The organism is Salinicoccus halitifaciens (assembly GCF_021026095.1).
Taxonomy (GTDB): Bacteria; Bacillota; Bacilli; order Staphylococcales; family Salinicoccaceae; genus Lacicoccus; species Lacicoccus halitifaciens.
This window is the reverse complement of sequence record NZ_JAJNCU010000001.1, coordinates 374,735-394,065: the sequence shown is the minus strand read 5'-3', so window position 1 is coordinate 394,065 and position 19,331 is coordinate 374,735. Positions and strand designations below refer to the sequence as shown.

General features: G+C 49.0%; 23 protein-coding genes, 1 riboswitch and 1 other annotated feature. Of the genes, 2 read left to right on the top strand and 21 right to left on the bottom strand.

What is annotated here, in order from left to right; genetic code table 11:
• Position 1 precedes the first annotated feature (1 nt).
• The 10 genes from ruvB to LPW40_RS01890 all read right to left on the bottom strand — a co-directional run bounded on the left by ruvB (position 2) and on the right by LPW40_RS01890 (position 9,209).
• A complete protein-coding gene (gene ruvB / locus LPW40_RS01935) occupies positions 2-1,030 on the bottom strand; it encodes a Holliday junction branch migration DNA helicase RuvB (RefSeq protein ID WP_230820550.1) in 1,029 nt (342 codons plus the stop codon).
• A gap of 10 nt (positions 1,031-1,040) precedes the next feature.
• Positions 1,041-1,616, bottom strand: coding sequence for a Holliday junction branch migration protein RuvA (gene ruvA / locus LPW40_RS01930; protein ID WP_230820549.1), 576 nt, complete (start codon positions 1,614-1,616; stop codon positions 1,041-1,043).
• 8 nt (positions 1,617-1,624) lie between these two features.
• Positions 1,625-2,905 (bottom strand): GTPase ObgE, encoded by a 1,281-nt coding sequence (gene obgE, locus LPW40_RS01925; RefSeq protein ID WP_230820548.1) that lies wholly within the window; start codon positions 2,903-2,905, stop codon positions 1,625-1,627.
• Between the two features lie 109 nt (positions 2,906-3,014).
• Complete coding sequence (gene rpmA, locus LPW40_RS01920; RefSeq protein WP_230820547.1) at positions 3,015-3,299, bottom strand: 50S ribosomal protein L27; 285 nt, start codon at positions 3,297-3,299, stop codon at positions 3,015-3,017.
• A gap of 11 nt (positions 3,300-3,310) precedes the next feature.
• The gene (locus LPW40_RS01915; protein WP_230820546.1) at positions 3,311-3,631 is read right to left on the bottom strand and encodes a ribosomal-processing cysteine protease Prp; all 321 of its coding nucleotides are present in this window, start codon (positions 3,629-3,631) and stop codon (positions 3,311-3,313) included.
• A complete protein-coding gene (gene rplU / locus LPW40_RS01910; RefSeq protein ID WP_072708083.1) occupies positions 3,631-3,939 on the bottom strand; it encodes a 50S ribosomal protein L21 in 309 nt (102 codons plus the stop codon). The genes LPW40_RS01915 and rplU overlap by 1 nt, the downstream gene beginning before the upstream one ends.
• Positions 3,940-3,952: 13 nt before the next feature.
• Positions 3,953-4,024, bottom strand: a sequence feature (ribosomal protein L21 leader region).
• A 42-nt stretch (positions 4,025-4,066) separates the two neighbouring features.
• On the bottom strand, positions 4,067-4,585 hold the full coding sequence (mreD, locus tag LPW40_RS01905; RefSeq protein WP_230820545.1) for a rod shape-determining protein MreD: 519 nt from the start codon (positions 4,583-4,585) through the stop codon (positions 4,067-4,069).
• Between the two features lies 1 nt (position 4,586).
• Positions 4,587-5,435, bottom strand: coding sequence for a rod shape-determining protein MreC (gene mreC / locus LPW40_RS01900; protein WP_230820544.1), 849 nt, complete (start codon positions 5,433-5,435; stop codon positions 4,587-4,589).
• Positions 5,436-5,725: 290 nt separating this feature from the next.
• The gene (locus LPW40_RS01895) at positions 5,726-7,549 is read right to left on the bottom strand and encodes an ABC transporter ATP-binding protein (protein WP_230820543.1); all 1,824 of its coding nucleotides are present in this window, start codon (positions 7,547-7,549) and stop codon (positions 5,726-5,728) included.
• Positions 7,470-9,209 carry an ABC transporter ATP-binding protein gene (locus tag LPW40_RS01890; protein ID WP_230820542.1) on the bottom strand — a complete coding sequence of 580 codons (1,740 nt, stop codon included), beginning with the start codon at positions 9,207-9,209 and terminating at the stop codon, positions 7,470-7,472. Before LPW40_RS01890 ends, LPW40_RS01895 begins: the two co-directional genes overlap by 80 nt.
• A gap of 446 nt (positions 9,210-9,655) precedes the next feature.
• On the opposite strand from LPW40_RS01890, the gene LPW40_RS01885 reads away from it, so the two are divergent.
• Positions 9,656-10,078, top strand: coding sequence for a universal stress protein (locus LPW40_RS01885; protein ID WP_230820541.1), 423 nt, complete (start codon positions 9,656-9,658; stop codon positions 10,076-10,078).
• Between the two features lie 6 nt (positions 10,079-10,084).
• On the opposite strand, the gene LPW40_RS13555 is transcribed toward LPW40_RS01885, so the two are convergent.
• The 10 genes from LPW40_RS13555 to LPW40_RS01840 form a co-directional block, all read right to left on the bottom strand.
• Positions 10,085-10,219: a hypothetical protein gene (locus LPW40_RS13555; RefSeq protein ID WP_269063162.1), complete on the bottom strand. Its 135-nt coding sequence runs from the start codon at positions 10,217-10,219 to the stop codon at positions 10,085-10,087.
• A gap of 153 nt (positions 10,220-10,372) precedes the next feature.
• Positions 10,373-11,131, bottom strand: coding sequence for an SDR family NAD(P)-dependent oxidoreductase (locus LPW40_RS01880; RefSeq protein ID WP_230820540.1), 759 nt, complete (start codon positions 11,129-11,131; stop codon positions 10,373-10,375).
• A 280-nt stretch (positions 11,132-11,411) separates the two neighbouring features.
• Complete coding sequence (locus LPW40_RS01875) at positions 11,412-12,569, bottom strand: aminotransferase class I/II-fold pyridoxal phosphate-dependent enzyme (protein ID WP_230820539.1); 1,158 nt, start codon at positions 12,567-12,569, stop codon at positions 11,412-11,414.
• 3 nt (positions 12,570-12,572) lie between these two features.
• Positions 12,573-13,379, bottom strand: coding sequence for a MetQ/NlpA family ABC transporter substrate-binding protein (locus LPW40_RS01870; RefSeq protein WP_230820538.1), 807 nt, complete (start codon positions 13,377-13,379; stop codon positions 12,573-12,575).
• Positions 13,380-14,039, bottom strand: coding sequence for a methionine ABC transporter permease (locus tag LPW40_RS01865; RefSeq protein WP_230820537.1), 660 nt, complete (start codon positions 14,037-14,039; stop codon positions 13,380-13,382). It abuts the gene before it with no gap.
• Positions 14,032-15,045, bottom strand: a complete 1,014-nt coding sequence (locus tag LPW40_RS01860; protein WP_230820536.1) for a methionine ABC transporter ATP-binding protein — start codon at positions 15,043-15,045, stop codon at positions 14,032-14,034. Before LPW40_RS01860 ends, LPW40_RS01865 begins: the two co-directional genes overlap by 8 nt.
• 60 nt (positions 15,046-15,105) lie before the next feature.
• A riboswitch (SAM riboswitch) is annotated at positions 15,106-15,208 on the bottom strand.
• Between the two features lie 82 nt (positions 15,209-15,290).
• Entirely contained in the window at positions 15,291-15,878 is a 588-nt protein-coding gene (locus LPW40_RS01855; protein WP_230820535.1) for a hypothetical protein, read from the bottom strand.
• Between the two features lie 53 nt (positions 15,879-15,931).
• On the bottom strand, positions 15,932-16,075 hold the full coding sequence (locus LPW40_RS01850; protein ID WP_230820534.1) for a hypothetical protein: 144 nt from the start codon (positions 16,073-16,075) through the stop codon (positions 15,932-15,934).
• A 105-nt stretch (positions 16,076-16,180) separates the two neighbouring features.
• Entirely contained in the window at positions 16,181-16,939 is a 759-nt protein-coding gene (locus tag LPW40_RS01845; protein WP_230820533.1) for a hypothetical protein, read from the bottom strand.
• Positions 16,940-17,036: 97 nt separating this feature from the next.
• On the bottom strand, positions 17,037-17,546 hold the full coding sequence (locus LPW40_RS01840) for a YfiT family bacillithiol transferase (protein ID WP_230820532.1): 510 nt from the start codon (positions 17,544-17,546) through the stop codon (positions 17,037-17,039).
• A gap of 200 nt (positions 17,547-17,746) precedes the next feature.
• On the opposite strand from LPW40_RS01840, the gene LPW40_RS01835 reads away from it, so the two are divergent.
• Entirely contained in the window at positions 17,747-18,823 is a 1,077-nt protein-coding gene (locus LPW40_RS01835) for a YkvI family membrane protein (RefSeq protein WP_230820531.1), read from the top strand.
• Positions 18,824-18,901: 78 nt separating this feature from the next.
• Here the strand turns inward: LPW40_RS01835 and LPW40_RS01830 are convergent, their stop codons facing one another.
• On the bottom strand, positions 18,902-19,330 hold the full coding sequence (locus LPW40_RS01830) for a GNAT family N-acetyltransferase (protein ID WP_230820530.1): 429 nt from the start codon (positions 19,328-19,330) through the stop codon (positions 18,902-18,904).
• Between the last annotated feature and the right edge of the window lies 1 nt (position 19,331).

The following is a 19,331-nucleotide window of genomic DNA, read 5'->3' as shown; positions in this document are numbered from 1 at the left end:
ATCATTCCTCATTTCCAAAAACTTTCGGCTGTACGCCCTGTTTGAAATACTCATAACTTTTCGCCGTCGCCCTGCGGCCCCTCGGCGTCCGCTCAAGGAAGCCCTGCTGGATCAGGAAAGGCTCGTATACATCAAGCAGGGTGATGACTTCCTCCCCTATCGATACAGCAACCGTCTCCAGTCCGACCGGACCGCCATTATATGTATCGATGATGGTGTTCATGATGCGGTGGTCCACCGGATCGAGACCCATCGGATCGACTTCAAGCACCTTCAGGGCGTGGTTGGTCGTCTCAAGGGAGACCGACGTCTCATTTTTGACCATGGAAAAGTCCCTGACCCGTCTGAGGAGGCGGTTCGCGATCCTCGGCGTCCCCCTCGAACGCTTCGCAAGTTCGATGGCACTGTCTTCATCGATATCGATGTTGAAGATTTCAGATGTCCTGTGCACGATGGTGATCAGGCTGTCGATATCATAGTACTCAAGCCTCAGCTGGACGCCGAAACGGTCGCGCAGCGGCGCACTCAGGCTGCCGAAACGCGTGGTCGCACCGACGAGTGTGAACGGCGGCAGGTCGATGCGGATGCTCCTCGCCTCTTCGCCCTTGCCGATCACGACGTCGATGAAAAAGTCTTCCATGGCTGAATACAGGATTTCCTCGACAGCACGCGGCAGACGATGGATTTCATCAATGAACAGGACGTCCCCGGGCTCAAGGCTCGACAAAATGGCGGCGAGATCCCCCGCACGCTCTATGGCCGGCCCGGAAGTCGTGCGGATATTGACTTCCATCTCCCGGGCGATGATGTTCGAAAGCGTCGTCTTGCCGAGACCCGGCGGGCCGTGCAAAATGACATGGTCGAGCGCTTCCCCGCGGATTTTTGCAGCTTCAATGAACACTTCAAGATTCCTCTTCATCGCACTCTGTCCGATATACTGCTTCAAATACTCGGGACGGAGGGACATTTCAATATCCATATCATCCACATTCTGATGTTCATCTAAAATTCTGTCATCATGTACATTCATAATAACACCTCTATTGAACTAATAATTTCAGGCCTGCCTTCACTGCGGCATCCACCGATTCAAAGCTTTCTGCATGCAGTTTCTTCTCCACTTTGGCAAGTTCCCTCCTGCTGTAGCCGAGGGCTTCAAGTGCAAGCACCGCTTCTTTGACATGATCGTCATCCACCGGTGCGGAAGATCCGCCGCCCGCTTCAAGTTTACCTTTCAGATCAAGGATGATCTGGCTTGCGGTCTTTTTCCCGATCCCCGGGAACTTGCTCATGAACGCCTGATCTTCCCGCTCGATTGCAGTGATGATATCGTCCGGTGCACTCGATGCCAGTATGGCAAGTGCACTTTTCGGGCCGATGCCCTTCACTTTGAGCAGGTTCTGGAAGAGTGACTTTTCTTCCTCCTCCTTGAAACCGTACAAAGTGTGGCTGTCATCCCTGATGATCAATTCAGTGAATATGCGGAGCTTCGTCCCCAGATCACTCTCAAAACGGAATGGGTTCGGGACATGAATCAAATACCCGACACCCGAGACGTCTATCGTGATGTTGTGGGGGGACACTTTTGCCACGGTACCTTCTATATACTGATACATTTCCTCACCTATTCTACAAATTCAAATTCTCCGCCAAGTATCCTCACAGTATCCCCTGTCTGGATCCCTCTTTCGCGAAGGGCATCATCAATGCCCATTGAACGCATCTGGCGGGCAAATCTCCTGACTGCAGCATCCCGGTTGAAATCGGTCATCATGAACATCCGCTCGATGCTCGGCCCGCTGACAACATAGGCACCGTCATCATCACGGCTGATCTTGAATGCATCCGGGTCTTTTTCATGCCTGTATACGACACGCTCTTCAGTCTCATCGATTTCCACTTCCGCCTCTTCTGCGGCATCAAGTGCGTCGGCAATCCTGTAGAGCAGCGGCTGCAGGTTTTCATTGGTCGCAGCGGATATCGGGATGATTTCCTTATCACTGCCGACTTCCTCGATGAACAAGTCGATGACTTCCTTATCCTCCAGCAGATCCGTCTTGTTCAGGACGATGATTTCAGGACGTTCAAGGAGCACCGGATTGTATTCACCGAGTTCCCTGCGGATGGCGTGGTAATCCTCCACAGCATCGCGGCCTTCCATTTCACTGATGTCCACCACATGGACGATGACACGCGTCCGCTCGATGTGACGCAGGAACTGGTGACCGAGTCCGGAGCCTTCCGCAGCCCCTTCGATGAGCCCCGGAAGATCCGCCATGACGAATGAACGGCCGTCGCCCGACTGCACGACACCGAGATTCGGTGCAATCGTCGTGAAGTGGTAGGCGCCGATCTTCGGCTTCGCCCTCGATACACTGTTCAAAATCGTCGATTTGCCGACGCTCGGGAATCCGATCAGCCCGACATCAGCCATCAGCTTCAGTTCAAGTGTGACTTCGAATTCTTCACCCGGTTCACCGTTTTCCGCAAAATCCGGTGCCGGATTGCGGCTGGATGCAAAACGCGAGTTCCCGCGTCCGCCGCGTCCACCTTTAGCGATGACCGCCTGCTGGCCGTGCGTCGTAAGGTCCGCAAGTGTCTCACCGTCTTCGACCTTCTTGATGACGGTGCCCGGCGGCACTTTCAAAATGAGCGGTTCGCTGTTTTTACCGTGCATATTCGAACTCATGCCGTTTTCCCCGCGTTTCGCCTTGAAATGGCGCTGGTAGCGGAAATCAAGCAGCGTCCTCAAACCTTCATCCACTTCGAAAATGATGCTTGCCCCGTCACCGCCGTCGCCGCCGGCCGGTCCGCCCATCGGCACATACTTCTCTCTCCTGTATGCGACGAGTCCATTGCCGCCGTCGCCTGACTTTAAGAATATTTTTACCTGATCTACGAACATATTCTCACCTCAATCACTTTAATATTATACCATTGATAAAAATACTATGTACTTTTATGCAATCAAAATAAAAAGCATCAGCAGCCGCTGATGCTTTAGGTTACAAAAATTATTTCGCTTCCTGATAAACGGAAACGCGTTTTTTGTTGCGTCCAAGACGTTCGTATTTAACCACGCCGTCAATTTTTGCAAACAATGTATCATCGCCGCCGCGACCTACATTTTCACCCGGATGGATTTTCGTACCGCGCTGACGGAATAAGATGGATCCACCTGTGACGTATTGACCGTCCGCCCTTTTCGCACCAAGGCGTTTTGATTCGGAGTCACGTCCGTTTCTTGTCGAACCTACACCTTTTTTCGATGCAAAGAACTGTAAGTTTAATTTTAGCATTGTCATTCACCTCACAAATATTCGATTCTTATATACTCATTGTATTCTTCTTCAATCGTCTTCAATGAAATGATCATCGCTCCAAGAATCGTCTGCAGTTTTTCATCATCCGGATCGGCGACGTTGAAATGAAGATATCCCCCGTCTTCCCCGAGATCAATCTCCGGATCCGATTCCGTCATGGAAAGCACTGCATTGACATTGCCGAACACGACTGCCGAGGCACCCGCACAGACAATATCTTTCCCATACTCATCAAAATCCGCATGCCCGCTCATCTCGAATGATTTGACGCGGCCATGGGCGTCTTCATGAATATTGACTTTAATCATTAAGCTTCGATCTTTTCGATTGTCAGTTTTGTATAAGGCTGACGATGACCTTGTTTACGCTTGTAGTTCTTTCTGCGTTTGAATTTGACAACTGTGATCTTCTTGCCGCGGCCGTGTTTTTCAACTTTCGCCGATACAGTTGCACCTTCCACTGTAGGGGCACCTACTTTGACACTGTCTCCTCCTACGAGAAGCACCTTGTCAAAAGTGAACGTTGCACCTTCTTCTGCTTCCAGCTTTTCAACGAAGATCGTCTGACCTTCTTCCACTTTAACCTGCTTACCGCCGGTTTCAATGATTGCAAACATACTTACACCTCCTGATTTGTTTAAGACACGCCATCCACAGGTGGATTCATCACTTGGACCCATGATTGAGCGGTTGATGTTTACAAATTTATCAACTTCTAGATTATACCAACCGCCACACCCCGTGTCAATGTTTGGGCAGCAGGTTTTTACGCACTTTGGAAGTCTTCAGTGTGATGATGAATACGATGATGAACAGCAGCGCATTCAATATCAGGCTGGGCAGACCCCGGAGGGCGATGTAGTCGAACACAGGCAGCGTGACAAGGCCGAGTATCCTGTAGATCATATAAACGTAGGCATCATACAGGAATGTGAGGACCAACACGACGAAACCCATCGCCACAAAGTCCTTATAGAACACCCTGAATGCCGTATGCATGAAGAGCACGAAGGCCACCATGCCGAATGTATGCACCCCGTAGACAAGTCCGCTGTATATATCGATCAGCACACCGAAGACGATCGCAAAGAAGCTGCTGATCGACGGATTGATGTAGACCGACATCAGGAGGATGAACATGAGGAGGAGCTTCGGTACCGTATATACGGTAAGCTGGCCAAGATTGAAGGGGCTGAATTCCGCGAATAAAAAATCTCCGTACATCAGTACGAGCGCCATCATGAATATTACAACGACCCTCATATCAATCGACCTGCGATTCCGGATCGCGCTCCAGCACGAACACGACATCCACTTCGGATGGATCGCTGAAGAGCTGGATGAATGCATTCTGACTCAATCCGTATTCATCATTTTCAACCTGCACCACTTCCCCGACGTTAAGACCTTCCGGGAAGTCCCCCGTTAGGCCGCTTGTGAACACCGGGTCGCCTGCCTCGACGGTCGCAGTATTTTGTATGTTGTCGATGACAAGCAGTCCCTTTTCACTGTCATACCGGTCGATTGCACCGTAAATCGTGTCATCGCCATTATGGATTTCCACCGATAAGTTGTTCTGGGAAACACTGGTCGTGATCATTTCGACAAAGCTCGAGTTGCCGTTGACCCGTTTGACCGTGCCGATCAGGCCTTCAGGTGTCATGACGGCCATCCCTTCCTCTATACCGTCATTCTCGCCTTTATCGATGGTGAAGTTATTCAGCCACTGGTCCTGGGAACGGGATATCACCCTTGAATTGATCGTGTTGTACTTCCTTTTTGCACTGACTTCAAGGGCATCCCGCAGCTTTTCGTTTTCAGCCTCCAGACGTTCGATATCCGCATACATCTGGGGCATCATTTCCAGCTGGGCGCGGAGCGCCTCGTTTTCCGTCGCAGCCCCGAACATCCCCGTCACGCTCGAGAATATATTCGAAACGAATTGGACGGGTGCCCCGATGATGGACTGGGAGGCGGCGACCGTATCCCCTGTAAACTGTTCAGCCTTCGTCGTCGACGACCTGTCCGTCATGGAAAATCCTATGAATACTATCAATATAATGATTCCGAATAAGATGATCAGCATCTTATTCCTGTTTAAAAGTTTATTCACTGAGCCACTCCTCCGGTAAACCATGTATATAAAAGAATACCATATCCAGGCACGCTTAATAAATATATATATTACGGAAAAATCACATAAAAACAGGGGCCGGTTTCCCGGCCCCTCTATTGAAAGATAATAATATAATATATGATATCTAGAACAGAGTGTTCTATCAAAAGGTGTTGTCCCTGTGAACAAGTGACCTTGTTATGTCGTCTTTGTATAACTATATGTTAACTATATATCACTTATGAATCAAGGGGATACAGCAAGATATAATTTACAAATGACACTTTTCATAAACCTGACATATTTGAAGGCATCAACTGCATGTTGAACAGCTCGGCATAGCTGCCGCCTGCGGCCATCAGCTCATGATGATCGCCCGCCTCTTTGATCCGCCCTTCCTCAAGCAGGATGATCCGGTCTGCGTGTTTGATGGTGGACAGCCGGTGGGCGATGATGAATGTCGTGCGTTCCCGGCTGACGACTTGCATGGCATGCTGGATCAGCTGTTCCGTCTCGCTGTCGACATTGCTCGTCGCCTCGTCGAGGACGAGCACGTCGGGATTGAATGCAAGGGCCCGCGCAAAGGATATGAGCTGCCTCTCCCCGAGGGAAAGTGTCGCACCCCTTTCAGGGAGCTCGCTGTCCAATCCATCGTCCAAACGGTCGAGGAGCGCTCTGCCGCCGACGGCGGTCAATGCCTGTTCCGCATCTTCCGGGCTGATATTGCTGTCATCCAGCCTGATGTTATACAGCAGCGTCCCTGCATATATGAAAGGGTCCTGAAGTACGATGGAGATATGCGACCTCAAGTCTTTCTTATTTATCACCGACGTGTCCTGGCCGGAGAATAAAATTCTCCCTTCATCGGGGTCGTAAAAGCGCATCAGCAGGTTGATGATGGAGCTTTTCCCGGATCCGGTGTGGCCGACAAGCGCCAGCGTCTGCCCTTTCGACACTTTGATGCTGATGTTTTCAAGCACACTGTGTTCACCGTAATAGCTGAAGCCGACATTCTGGAATTCAATCCCGCCATCGAAATCACGAAGCCTGCCCGCATCGGTCTTCTCCTCCGCTTCATCCAGCATTTCAAATACTTTCACCGCAGCCACCCTGGCCTGTTCCAGAATTTCGATTTGTCCGACGACTTCATATAGTGGGTTGAAGAAGCGCGTGATGTAATCCACGAGCAGATACATCGTCCCCACCGTCAGCGCCTGGCCGGGACTCAGGAAAGTGGAGGAAAAGACGAGCACCATCAGGGCGAAGACGATCGACTGCATCGTGCCCGCGAGATTATCACCGGTCAGGCCGTTCAAACGGACGAGTCTTGTGGCACTGTCGGTGTATTCATCATTCAGCTTTGCAAAATCACGCTCCACCATGCTCTCCCGGTTGAATATTTGGATCACCGGCATGCCGCTGATGGATTCATTGATCATCGCATTCATATCGCTGTTCCTTTCACGCTTTTGGTGGTTGTAGTCATTGGACCATTTCCGGTACATGACGATCCAGAGCAGTATGACCGGTACGAATATGAGCATGACGATGCCTGCATATACATTGACGATAAATATTGCGATGGTGATTGCGAGCATCGTCAGGCCGTTTATGAGGAACATCGGAAGCACAAACGTGAAGAACTCGAGCATGGCCTCCGTGTCATTGGTGATCCTTGCCACAACCTTCCCCGCCGGCAGATCATCGAAGTATTTGATCGGCAGTTTCTGGATATGGCGGAACAGCTCATGGCGGATGCCCTGCACCACTTTCGCCCCGGTCGACTGGAGCACGATTTGTGCAAAATATGCCGCAAAGGCATGGAACAGTTTAATCACTGCATAGAGCCCCAGAAGCTGGATGACCGGCTGGATGCCGATGTTTCCGGCACCGAGACCGATATGTTCATCAAGTATCCTCATGATGACGAGCGGCCCGGCGAGCTCAAAAGCGACCATCATGCCCATCAGCACAATGCCGAGCATGAACATCCATTTATGAGCCATGAAATACTTCAACAGTCTTTTAATTTCATCCATTCCCGTCACCCCCGCTCCGGTAGTATTGATTCTGCTCTGCATACCATCCCCTGCCGCCTGCCAGTTCATCATGGCGGCCCGCCTCCACGATTTCACCTTCATCCATGACGACGATCATGTCCGCATGCTGGACTGCTGACAGCCGGTGGGTGACGATGATCGTCGTCCTGCCTTTCCGGCTTTCGCGTATGCCCCGGATGATCCTCGCCTCGGTTTTCGCATCCACTGCGCTGAGTGCATCATCCAGGATGAGGATATCCGGATCTTTGACGAGGCTCCTGGCGATGGATATGCGCTGCTTCTGGCCGCCGCTCAATGCGACACCTTTTTCACCGACCATCGTATCAAGCCCCTCCGGCATCCTTTCAAGATCCGTATCGAGGGCGCTGAGTTCTATTGCACGTTGCAATGTTTCCTCATCCGCCCCGGGATTGCCGAACAATATATTCTCCCTGACCGTCCTTGAAAATAAAATATTTTCCTGGGAGACATAGCCGATCCTTTCCCTCAGTTCCTTCCTGTCGAGCCGGGTGATGTTGATGCCGTCGATGATCAGGCTGCCCCCGCCCGGCGGATACAGCCGCAGAAGCTGCTTGATCAGCGTGGTCTTCCCGCTGCCGGTCCTGCCGACGATGCCGAGGGTCTCCCCTGCCCCAAGGCGTATATTGATGTCTTTTAAATTCCGGCCGCTGCTCGAAGGATAGCTGAACGACACTGCATCAAAATCGATTGCATGTGAAGAGATATGACCGGTGCCCGCATCCGGCACATCATCCTCCGTATCGAGGATTTCATAGATGCGGGCAAGCGAGGCATTGCCGCGCTGCATGATATTGAACAGCATGCCCATGGCGAACATCGGCCATATGAGCATATTAAGATATATGTTGAAAGTGACCACATCCCCGACCGACATGCGGCCTTCGTTGACCAGCACCGCCCCGTATCCGAAGGCGATGATGAAACTGAGTGAAACGACGAAGATCGTAAGCGGCTGAAATAATGCATCGAGTCTTTCGACCTTCATGAATTTCCTCAAATAATCATCGGTCATCCTTGTGAAACGCCCGGCCTCCGCGTCCTCCTGTACATAGCTGCGTGTCAGCCTCACACCCTCCACCGCTTCAAGAGCCGAATCATTCATATATCCGAACGATTTCTGACTTTCCGCATGGTGTTTATTGATGAGGCGGCCGAGCTGGACTTCGATGATGATGAGCAGCGGGAGCGGCAGCAGTGCAAACACCGTGAGTTCCAGACTGATGGTGAAGGCCATCACCAGCACGATCGTTCCGAGGAAAGTACTCGCATCGAGGAGCGTGATGAGGCCGAAGCCCATGGCCTTGTTGATGCTGCGCATATCGTTGGTCGCCTTCGCCATCAGCTCCCCGGTCTTGTTCCGTTCATAAAAACCCGGGGAGAGGGTGAGGAACTTCTGCATCATCCTCAGCCTTAAAATCCTTTCTATATTGTAGGCGTTCCCGAATAACAGAGAAAACCAGGTGTAGAGCAGGAAGTAAGTCAGTATGATCACAATCACGAATATTATAAAAATCATCCACATATAGCCCTGCGTCATTTCGCCCGTGTCGATGAGGTCGATCGTCCACCCGATCAGCTGCGGCGGAATCACTTCCATCAGGTTGGAGATGACGGCGAGCAGGATGACCAGCAGATACTTGAATTTATGTTCTGAAAAGTACCACTTTAATTTAAATATGAAATCCAGCATGATTAACCCACTTTCTTAAGATGATAGAATTTTGCCATAAAAAAAGTGCACACTATTTTTGTGCACACTTGAATCAGGCATAAAAACAGGGAGACGCACGCCTCCCACGGTGTATATCGGGTTGATCACTTTTAGCTGATCCGTTTGCAAATATCCCGGCAGGAGGCACTATTCAGTTCAATGTTGTCATGATAATGAGCTTTTGGATGAGTCATGTCTTCGTCCTCCTTTTCCATGATGGTTTTATTATATTTCAAAAAGGGTAAAATTTCAATAAGATGTTAATTTTTCAATTTGCCGCGTCACATCAACGTTTTGCCCGATTAAAGATTGTCTTAAATGGAGCCCGCAGAAAAAAATTAAAAAAAGTTGGGTCAAAGTGATTGCTTATTTTATAAAACCCTAGTACCTTATACTTTAATAACAAATACCTAGAGGTGGGAACCATGTACAAAAATATCTTGTTGCCCTATGATTTCAGCAATTCATTCGATAACGTCCCGGAACAGCTGGAGAAACTCGTCCGTAACGAGCCAGAGCATATGATCACAGTTTTCAATGTCATATCTGAAGGTGAGCATGCAGACAGCGTCCAGTATAGAAGAAAGCATCTTGATTTCATCATCAGTGAGAGGGCAGAACGTTTAGAACCTTTCCTCACGCGCCTTGAAGAACTCGGCCTGAATTATCAGGTGGAGTTCGAATCCGGAATGATCAAGCAGACGATATTAAGAAAGATCAACAACAACAATTACGATGTCGTCGTCATGAGCAACAAGCGTGCAAAGCGTGAAATTAAACATGTCCTGGGCCAGGTTACACACAAGATTGCGAAACGTTCCAATAAGCCGGTTATGATCGTCAAATAATCACTTTTACGCTAAAATCACATGTTCCCAAGAATTACGTACGATGACCAGATCCTTCAGGCCGCTTCCACTCTTCATCCAGACTGTCCGCATCAATGATGCCGCCGGTCCCTCTAGGCGCACGACGCGAAAGGAAGCCACAGACCTGAACACATAAACCCCGCAAGCCTTACGGCTTGCGGGGTTTATCATTTAAATATATTAGATTTAAATTAAAATTATCTCGTAGCATTATTGAATGCACAGGATAATCAATATACTTCAGCCATTTTTTATGGAGTTTTCCTTCTGGAATTAGTGAGTCATATTTCCGTTATCGATGATGAGTTCGGTTCCTGTTACAGCCTTCGCATCATCACTCGCCAGGTAAACTACGCCATTTGCAATATCTACCGGGTCAGCAATGTGGTTCGGAAGTGGACTTGCAGCTTTATTACTCTCCCAAAGGTCCGGGCTTTCGTCAAAAACTTTTTTCAACATATCCGTCATGATTCCGCCCGGGTATACAGAGTTGCAACGGATATTATCCTTGGCGAAATTATGTGCAACATGTTTAGATAACGCACGAACGCTGCCTTTGGATGCTGAATAAGCAGCATCTCCACCATCAGCTGCACCTGATTTCAAAGCGCCGATCGATGCAATATTCACAATGGATCCCCCACCGTTTTCCTGCATCTTCGGAATACTTTTTTGGATCCCCAAAAGTGTGCCGAGAGAATTAACCTGCATAACTTTCATATATTCTTCCGGTTTCAGGTCCAGCACCCCTTTGTTTGACATCATGGCTGCGTTGTTGACCAAAACATCGACTTTCCCAAATGTTTCGATTGTAGTATCTACAATTTCCTGCCAACCGTTTTCGTCAGTTACATCCAACTTTAAACCGAGAGTATGCTCGCCATATTTAGCCATCGTCTCTTTCAACTTTTCTTCGTTCAGATCTACTCCGACAACTTTCGCACCTTCTTCAGCAATACGCTTAACAAGTGCTTCGCCTAATCCCTGTGCTGCACCGGTAACAATTGCAACTTTACCATCTAATCTACCCATTACAGTAACTCATCCTTTATTTATATTAACGATTTTATATCCATATTATAACATTTGAATCTTATCCACTGTGAAAAACTGCCTATACGGCATGTACGAAAAATTTAATCCAGCACTCTATATAAATAATCGTTTTTAGTATTTATGTAAATCAATAAAATAGAAGAGTAATTTCTTTTGAGAGGGCGATGTTCAGATATTTACCTTCTTATTATTCGTCTGAACAATAAAAGACCGTAAACTTAATAATTTACGGTCTTCTTCTCAATAAGAGTAGTCATCATTTCCATAGCTCTGCAATGCTTTTGAATCTTTCTATGCACTCATCGAGCTTGCCATCTTCGACGGCAAGGGAGATGCGTATGAAATCCTTCCCTCTTGAGCCGAACGGGATGCCCGGTGTCGCCAGAATGGATTGCTCCTTGAGGAGGTATGTCACAAAACTCTCGCCGTCGAATCCTTCCGGCACACGGATCCAACCGAATATGCCGCCTTCAATCGGACGGATCGGGATGCCCGATTCTGAAAGTGCCTGAACCACTTTCTCTTTCCTTGATTCAAAGATTTCATTCTGACAAAGGAGGAATTCATCCCCTTCATCCAACGCAGCGATGGAAGCTTCCTGCAGCACACCCCACATGCCGGTCTGCGTATGATCCTGATAAGTGTTGATTGCTTCAATCATCTCTTTATTGCCGACCGCAAAACCGGACCGGAACCCCGACATATTATAGCTTTTCGAAAATGAGTAAACTTCAATAGAGGTCGAGAATTCCGGATCGCTCTGGAGGATGCTCGGATGTTTATTATCATAACCGAACGCTGCATAGGCGAAGTCATGGACGATTTTAATGCCGGTGTCCCTGAAACGCCGTATGGTGTCGTCGAAGAAATCTTTTGAAGCGACGGTGCCGAGCGGATTGGAAGGATAATTTAAATAGATCAGCCGGGCATTATCCAGCTCTTCCTGCTTCAATGCATCATAATCCGGCAGGAAGTCGTTCTCTTCCAGAAGCGGCAGCTCATACTCGACGCCCCTCGCAAGGTCCACACCTGCGGCATAATCCGCATAACCCGGATTCGGCAGATAGACGCCCTCCCCCGGTTCGATGAAAATCATCGGGAACTGGACGAGCATGCTTTTCGTCCCGTAAAGGATCGCAATGTTCTCATCCTTCAGTTCCACGCCGTAATGCCTTCTGTAAAAATCGATGATCGCTTTTTTGAATTCCGGACGCCCGCGGAACCCGGGATACTTGTGGTTCTCCGGGTTATCGACCGCCGATTTGACCGTTTCCGTGACGGTGTCAGGCGCCGGCCCGTCGGGTATGCCGACCGCCATATTGATCAGCGGCTTCTCCCCGATATCGAGATCGTCACTCAATGTATTGACACTGGCAAAGTAACTGTCGGGCACCGACTTCAATAATTCATTCATCGCCTACTCCTCCTCTTCAGGTTTATCGAAACCGTCGAACTCTTCATCGATGACCTGGTCAAAATAATCGGACTGTACAGCCGTCACCAGATCCTCTGCAAGCTGGCTGTCGGCATCGGAGGCATTGATGACTACCTGGTTCCTGACATATTCATTCATGACTTCAAGGGCGAGCGCATCATTCAGGTCCATGCCACTGGCAAGGGCAAAGTTCCCCGGCACAAGCGACAGTCCGATCTGGTCCACGCTCCTCGGCAGCTGCCCGGCATCCTGGAAGACGAATTCAAGGTTTTTATTGTTCGCTGTAATGTCCGCCTCTTCGATTGCGAACGTGTTCGCAACCTCGCTGATGCTGATCAGTCCGGCCTCCTCGAGCGTGAGGAACCCTCTGGACGCATTGACGGGGTCGAGCGGCAGCGCCACTTCACTGCCGTTTTCTATCGCTTCGATGCTGTCATATTCACCTGAATAAAGACCCATCGGCGCCGTCGGCACCTGGACCAGTGCTTCCAGATCCGTGCCGTTCTCTTCATTGAAATCTTCCATGAACAGCACGTTCTGGTAAAGGTTCGCATCGAGATCGCCATTGTGGAGCGCGTTGTTCGGCTGTACATAATCGGTGTATTCAATGATTTCCACCGAATAGCCCATCTCTTCAAGCGGCGGCTTCAGCGCGAAGTTCACCATATCACTGAAAGGGCCGGTCGAGGCGCCGATCGTGATGACTTCACCTTCATCTTCATATAACAAAACACTCGATAGTATGATCACACCGAGAGTGCCTGCGAGAAACAATAAGATTCCGCGCATCTATTTCCCCTCCTCGCGGCGACTGAGGAAGTCACCGATCCATTGTATCAGCTGCACGATGATGATCAGCAGTATCACCGTGACCACCATCGTGAGCGTGTCGTACCTGTAGTAGCCGTAACGTATCGCAAGGTCCCCGATGCCGCCGCCGCCGACCACACCTGCCGTCGCACTGAATGCGATGATGGTGATGATCGTGAGCGTGATCGCCTGGATGATGCCCTTCTTCGCTTCCGGAATCAGGACATCCGTCACAATCATGAACACCGAAGCTCCGCCTGCGATGCTCGCTTCGATCACCCCGCTGTGGATGCTGTTGAAGCTCGATTCCACGAGACGCGCGAACAGCGGCACGGCAGCAATCGACAGGGCGACACTCGCAAACACCGGACCGTGTGAGGCATTAACGAGCCATGTCGCAAACGGCATGATGGCAACGATTAAAATGATGAACGGGAATGACCGTATGACGTTCACCAGCGCCCCGAGGATCTGGTTCAACGGCTTTATCTTGAACAACAGATGATGCTGCGTGATGAATAAGAGCACACCGAGCGGCAGTCCGACGAGCACCGCAAAGAAAATCGATATCGACACCATCAGCGTCGTCTCAAGGAAGGCCCTGTAGAGCAGCGGCCATAAGTTCGATAGATCAGTCATAAATCTCAGCCCTTTCCACTCCCGGCGTCCTGTCGATGCTTTCTATAAGCCGCCTGATTTCATCTGCCTCACCCGTCACCTGCAGCATCAGTATGCCGAGCGGGATGCCGTTGATGTACTCCACACGCCCGTTCAATATACTGATGGAGAGGTCATAGTTCCTGTAAAGCTTGTTCAGATGGTTCTCTTCTGCACTTTCACGCAGGAATTTCAAGGTGATGATCTGGTTCTCTGCGGTCTCCTCGATATGCGCCGGCACTTCGAAATCATAGATGTCCTGAACGAATCCCCTGGTCACTTCATGCTTCGGCTCGCTGAATATTTGGTAGACATCGCCGAGCTCGATAATTTCACCGTCCGACATGACGCCGACACGCTCTGCAAGCTCCTTGATGACTTCCATCTCATGGGTGATGACGACGATGGTGATGCCGAGTTCCTTATTGATCCGCTTCAAAAGGCTTAAAATCGTCTTCGTCGTATCAGGATCCAGCGCACTTGTCGCCTCGTCACTAAGAAGGACATCGGGATCATTGGCAAGCGCCCGGGCGATGCCGACACGCTGCTTCTGACCGCCGCTCAAGTTTTTGGGATAGACCGTCTTCTTATCAGACAGCCCCACCAGTTCAAGCAGTTCGTCGATCCGGCCGTCCCGCTTATCTTTCGGGTAGTCGGCAGCCTTCAGCACAAAATTGATGTTCTCAGCAACGGTCTTCGATTCGATGAGGTTGAACTGCTGGAAAATCATGCCGATCTTCCGGCGCTTGACCCTGAGGTCTTTATTGCTCAAAGCCGTCATCTCATCATCACCGACATGGATCGTCCCCGACGTCGGCGACTCCAGCATATTGATCAGCCTGAGCAGAGTACTTTTGCCCGCACCACTGAAACCGATCAGGCCGAATATTTCACCTTCGTGGATCGTCAACGAAGTCGGCCGCAGTGCATTGATCTCCTTACCCTTATGTAAGTAGGTTTTCGTTACATCCTTGAATACGATGGACATGCACTCACTCCTTTTTCTTCAAAATAAAAAAGCCATCTGCACTGATGCAGATGACCGGATGGATTATCGTTCAAGCATCTGCTTGTTGGAATTGGCACAGTGCCTTATGGCCCGCTGCCGAGACATCACCGGGCCAAGCCCCTCCGTCTGCTCTGGATAATTGCTATACAATTGAAGTCAATCATATATTAAAGGCGCCTCCATTGCAAGAGGGCTTCATATGACTTGAACCTGATTTACGGGGGTCATTCCACAAAAACCGCTTTTTTGAGGTGGTAGATCTCCTCATCATGCTCTGCGAGCTTATCCCTTAAATAATGATGCGTCCGCCCCGCTTCCTTCAAGTCGGTCAGCGCTTCCGAATTGGCCACCACTTGCTCCTGGATGCCATCCATCTTCCGGTTCAAGTCCGACAACTGCCCTTCCACTGCAGTAAAGCGGCGGTCCATGCTCACAAACTTTCCATTCACTTCGTCGAAACGTCTATCGATGGCGGTGAACTTCTCATCAATATCGTCAAAACGGCGGTCGATCACGACGAACTTCTCATCAATCTCATCAAAACGGCGGTTAATCACGACGAACTTCTCATCAATCTCATCGAAACGGCGGTCAATCACGACGAACTTCTCGTCAATCTCATCGAAGCGGCGGTCAATCACAACGAACTTCTCATCAATCTCATCAAAACGGCGGTCGATTGTTTCAAACCGCCGGTCCATCTCTTCAAACTTCTTATCAAAGCCATCAAGCCTCTGGTCTATCCCGTCGAACCTTTGATTCATATTCCCAAGCATCTGAAGCACTTGCTGTTCAAAATTATTTTCAGCCATCCCTGTTCCTCTTTTCGTTTGTTTTTTACATACTCGCTAAAGACCATATGCATTCAAACTGTGACTATGGACATGATGGTGAACCTAAAACGTTCAGCTGATACTGTGATATACAGATATATCTTCTTTGCTTGAGCATCGACCGTTTCCTGCACCATCCTTTTCCCGTCGAACTGCATCTCCTTCGATGCTTTCAAAGTTGTATGAGGGAAGTGGAGACTGCTTCTGCAATCCGGATAATTTGTGGTTCATTATATCATAAAAACAGGGCGATGGCCGGCTGTACCGCGTCATTTAAATCGTCAATTAGTGTTCCATCTTACATAGTAAAGTATCGCCATCAGGGTGAGCGCGACTTTCCCGGTATCGGTGCTGATGGGCTCATCCAGCTTCGCGACTTCATTGTGCATGCTCCTGAAAATATTATGGTATGCGATTGCGTTGCTGAACGACGACAAGTGAAGCAGCCCTTTCACATCCGCATCTTCAAAGAGGAATTCTGTCGTCACCGGGTAGGAATCATCCTCGGTAAACACCGTGCCTTTGAATTTGATGATGACCTTCAGTTCGTCAAACTCCACCCGGCCGATCGGTTTCCTCTCATTATCGAAAATATCCACAATTGCACTTCTGAAACCCCTTCTTTTGAAGATGCTGATGAGGTTTCCCCGGTGATCCCTGAGATGATAGTCGATCGGCACGATGATGCTGAAATGCGAAAGGAAGGAGAGGAAAAAGTGTTTGATTGTTTTAATGTTCATCGTCGCCATGCCGACGTACATCCCTTTTTCATCAAACATCATCAGCCTCTTGAAGTACCATATATCCTGTTTGATGATGATATGGTCGATTGAACGGTAGTCCAGCTCATTTAGACCCGCATCGTGTTCTTTAGTGATCTTCGCAAAATAAAGACCGATGCCTGCTGAAACCAGGCCGGTCATCAATATGATAATGGAGAACACCAGGAAACTTTCGAGGTCCCCGGAAAAAAGGTAGTAGATTAAGAAAGGGAGGATGGAAACCACTATGCCTGCGAGTGATGCCCAAACCATCCTCATATACATCTTATGAATCATTGATATGTAATCCCCCAAACCTTGTTTTGATCACAAAAAGGGACCGCCCCTCAAAGAGAGCGGTCCCGGAAATCATATATTATTTCGAGAGAGCGATCTTGATATGCTCCAGGTGATGCTCTTCATGCCAGGCCAGTTTCGCAACTTTAGTTGCAACGGTGATCTTACCGTTCGTTTCGTGGATGAAATATCTCTCCAGCTGTTCTGCAGTCAGGTTTTCACACTGGGCGATAATCCGCTCATTCAGGCCCTCCAGCAGCTTGATCGACACTTCCACCGGCAGTTCGTTGTCCGGCTGCTTTGCCCACTCGTCCTGATTGAACCCGGGCACCGTCGGACCATCATCCGTCAGTGCCAGTTTCAGGCGCTGATACATGTTGAGCTGTGAGTCGGTGATGTGATGGACAAGCTGACGCACGTTCCAGCTGCCCTCGCGGTAAATCTTGTTAAGCTCCTCGTCACTCAAATCACCGACAGTCTCCCTCAACCGATCTGTATAAGTTTTAATCTGTGAGAGCCATTCCTTTACATTCTCATGAGTCACTTCTTCCGGCACATCGAGTTTACCGATTGGAAATTTCACATCCATTTATATACCCCTTTTCATGATTGTTGTCCTCTTTAATATATCATAACTCTGATGCATTTCACCCCATGCTTCTATATCCTGTAATCAGGCCCCTTAAATATAAAATCACCATTATAGTGTATAAAGTTTCCAAGTTGTGCGTTTATAACATGTCCATTAGTATATATGATGATTATGCACAGTAATTAGGAGATGAACTTATGTCACAAGGAAAAAATTTTGCATCATGGAGAATCGGATTCGCATATGCGGGTATCATCGTGGGCGCCGGTTTTTCAACCGGCCAGGAAGTGCTGCAGTTCTTCGCAAGCCATGGCCTCATCAGTATTTTAGGCATCATCGTGGCTGCACTGATTTTAATGTTTGCAGGGAGGCAGGCGGCCAAGCTTGGATTCAGATTGAATGCAGAATCCCATGAAACCCCGCTCAGGGTGTTGTTCGGCCCCAAGGTCGGACTGGTCGTTGACTACGCGCTCATATTCTTCCTCTACGGGATTGCGGTCGTGATGATTGCCGGAAGCGGTGCAACATTCAACCAGTCATTCGGCATCCACCCACAGATCGGTGTACTCATCATAATCCTTCTTGCAGGAATTACACTGCTTTTGGATTTCGAAAAAATCATCAGCATCATCGGCGGTATCACACCACTATTGATCATAGCTGTCATCATCATAACAGGCTATAACATATTGAATCCTTCCGTACCATATTCGGAAGTGGACAACTTCGTCGATCCGACGAGGACACCATCAGCATACTGGTGGTTCGATGCGATTACTTATGCAGGCCTTGCGCTCGCGACAGCCTTCAGTTTCTTATCCATCATGGGGTCTGAGGCTTCCAGGCATGCGATTGCCCGCCGTGGCGCCATCTACGGCGGCCTCATCATCATGCTGCTGATGCTGCTCGTCAATGTCGGTGTACTCAGCATCATGCCTGAAGCCAACACCGTACCGCTGCCTGCAATGTTAATGGCGGATCAGATTGCACCGTGGATCGGCACAGTCTACTCAGTTATCATCATTCTCTTGATATACAACTCGGTGGTCGGTCTGATGTACCCATTCCTCACACGCTTCACCGAACCTTTTTCCGGCAGGTATAAGATTATGCTCGCCCTATCACTCGTCGGAGCTTTCCTGATATCAAACATCGGATTCGTTGAATTGGTGAACTTCGTCTACCCGATACTGGGTTATATCGGCCTTGCGATAGCTGTTGCACTGACCATCCGATGGATTGCGAATAAAAACACGAAGAAAAAACTGATCTAATAATGAAAAGACAGACCCGGAGGTAAAATCTCCGGGTCTGTTTTAAGTTTTTGTTGTATAGGAAAATCGTTTTTTCCTTTATAAATCCAACTTGAACACATAACTCTTTTTGTCATAATTCATCTTTTCCTCATAAAAGCGATGCGCATCTTTTCTTTGCAGGCCGGATGATAATGATACACTTTCATATCCGTCTTTTGCTGCCTGATCCTCAATGAAAGATAATAATTTTCTGCCATAGCCCTTCGACCTTTTGTTCGAATCAGTGACGAAATCGCAGATCCATAGAAATCTGCCGTAATACAGCGTCGTCATGGGCATGTATCCGATCACTGCAACAATTTCTTCCGCATCATAAAGTGCATGCATCCTGTAATCATGCTTCTCCTGGGCCTCCTTGATGAGCTCAAGATATGTGCGCAGGTCAAGATGTGTCCGTAGCTGCTGCATAATTGGAAAAGCTTCCGTCAACTCCGCTTCGGTTTTCAATTCTCTGATGTCATTCATT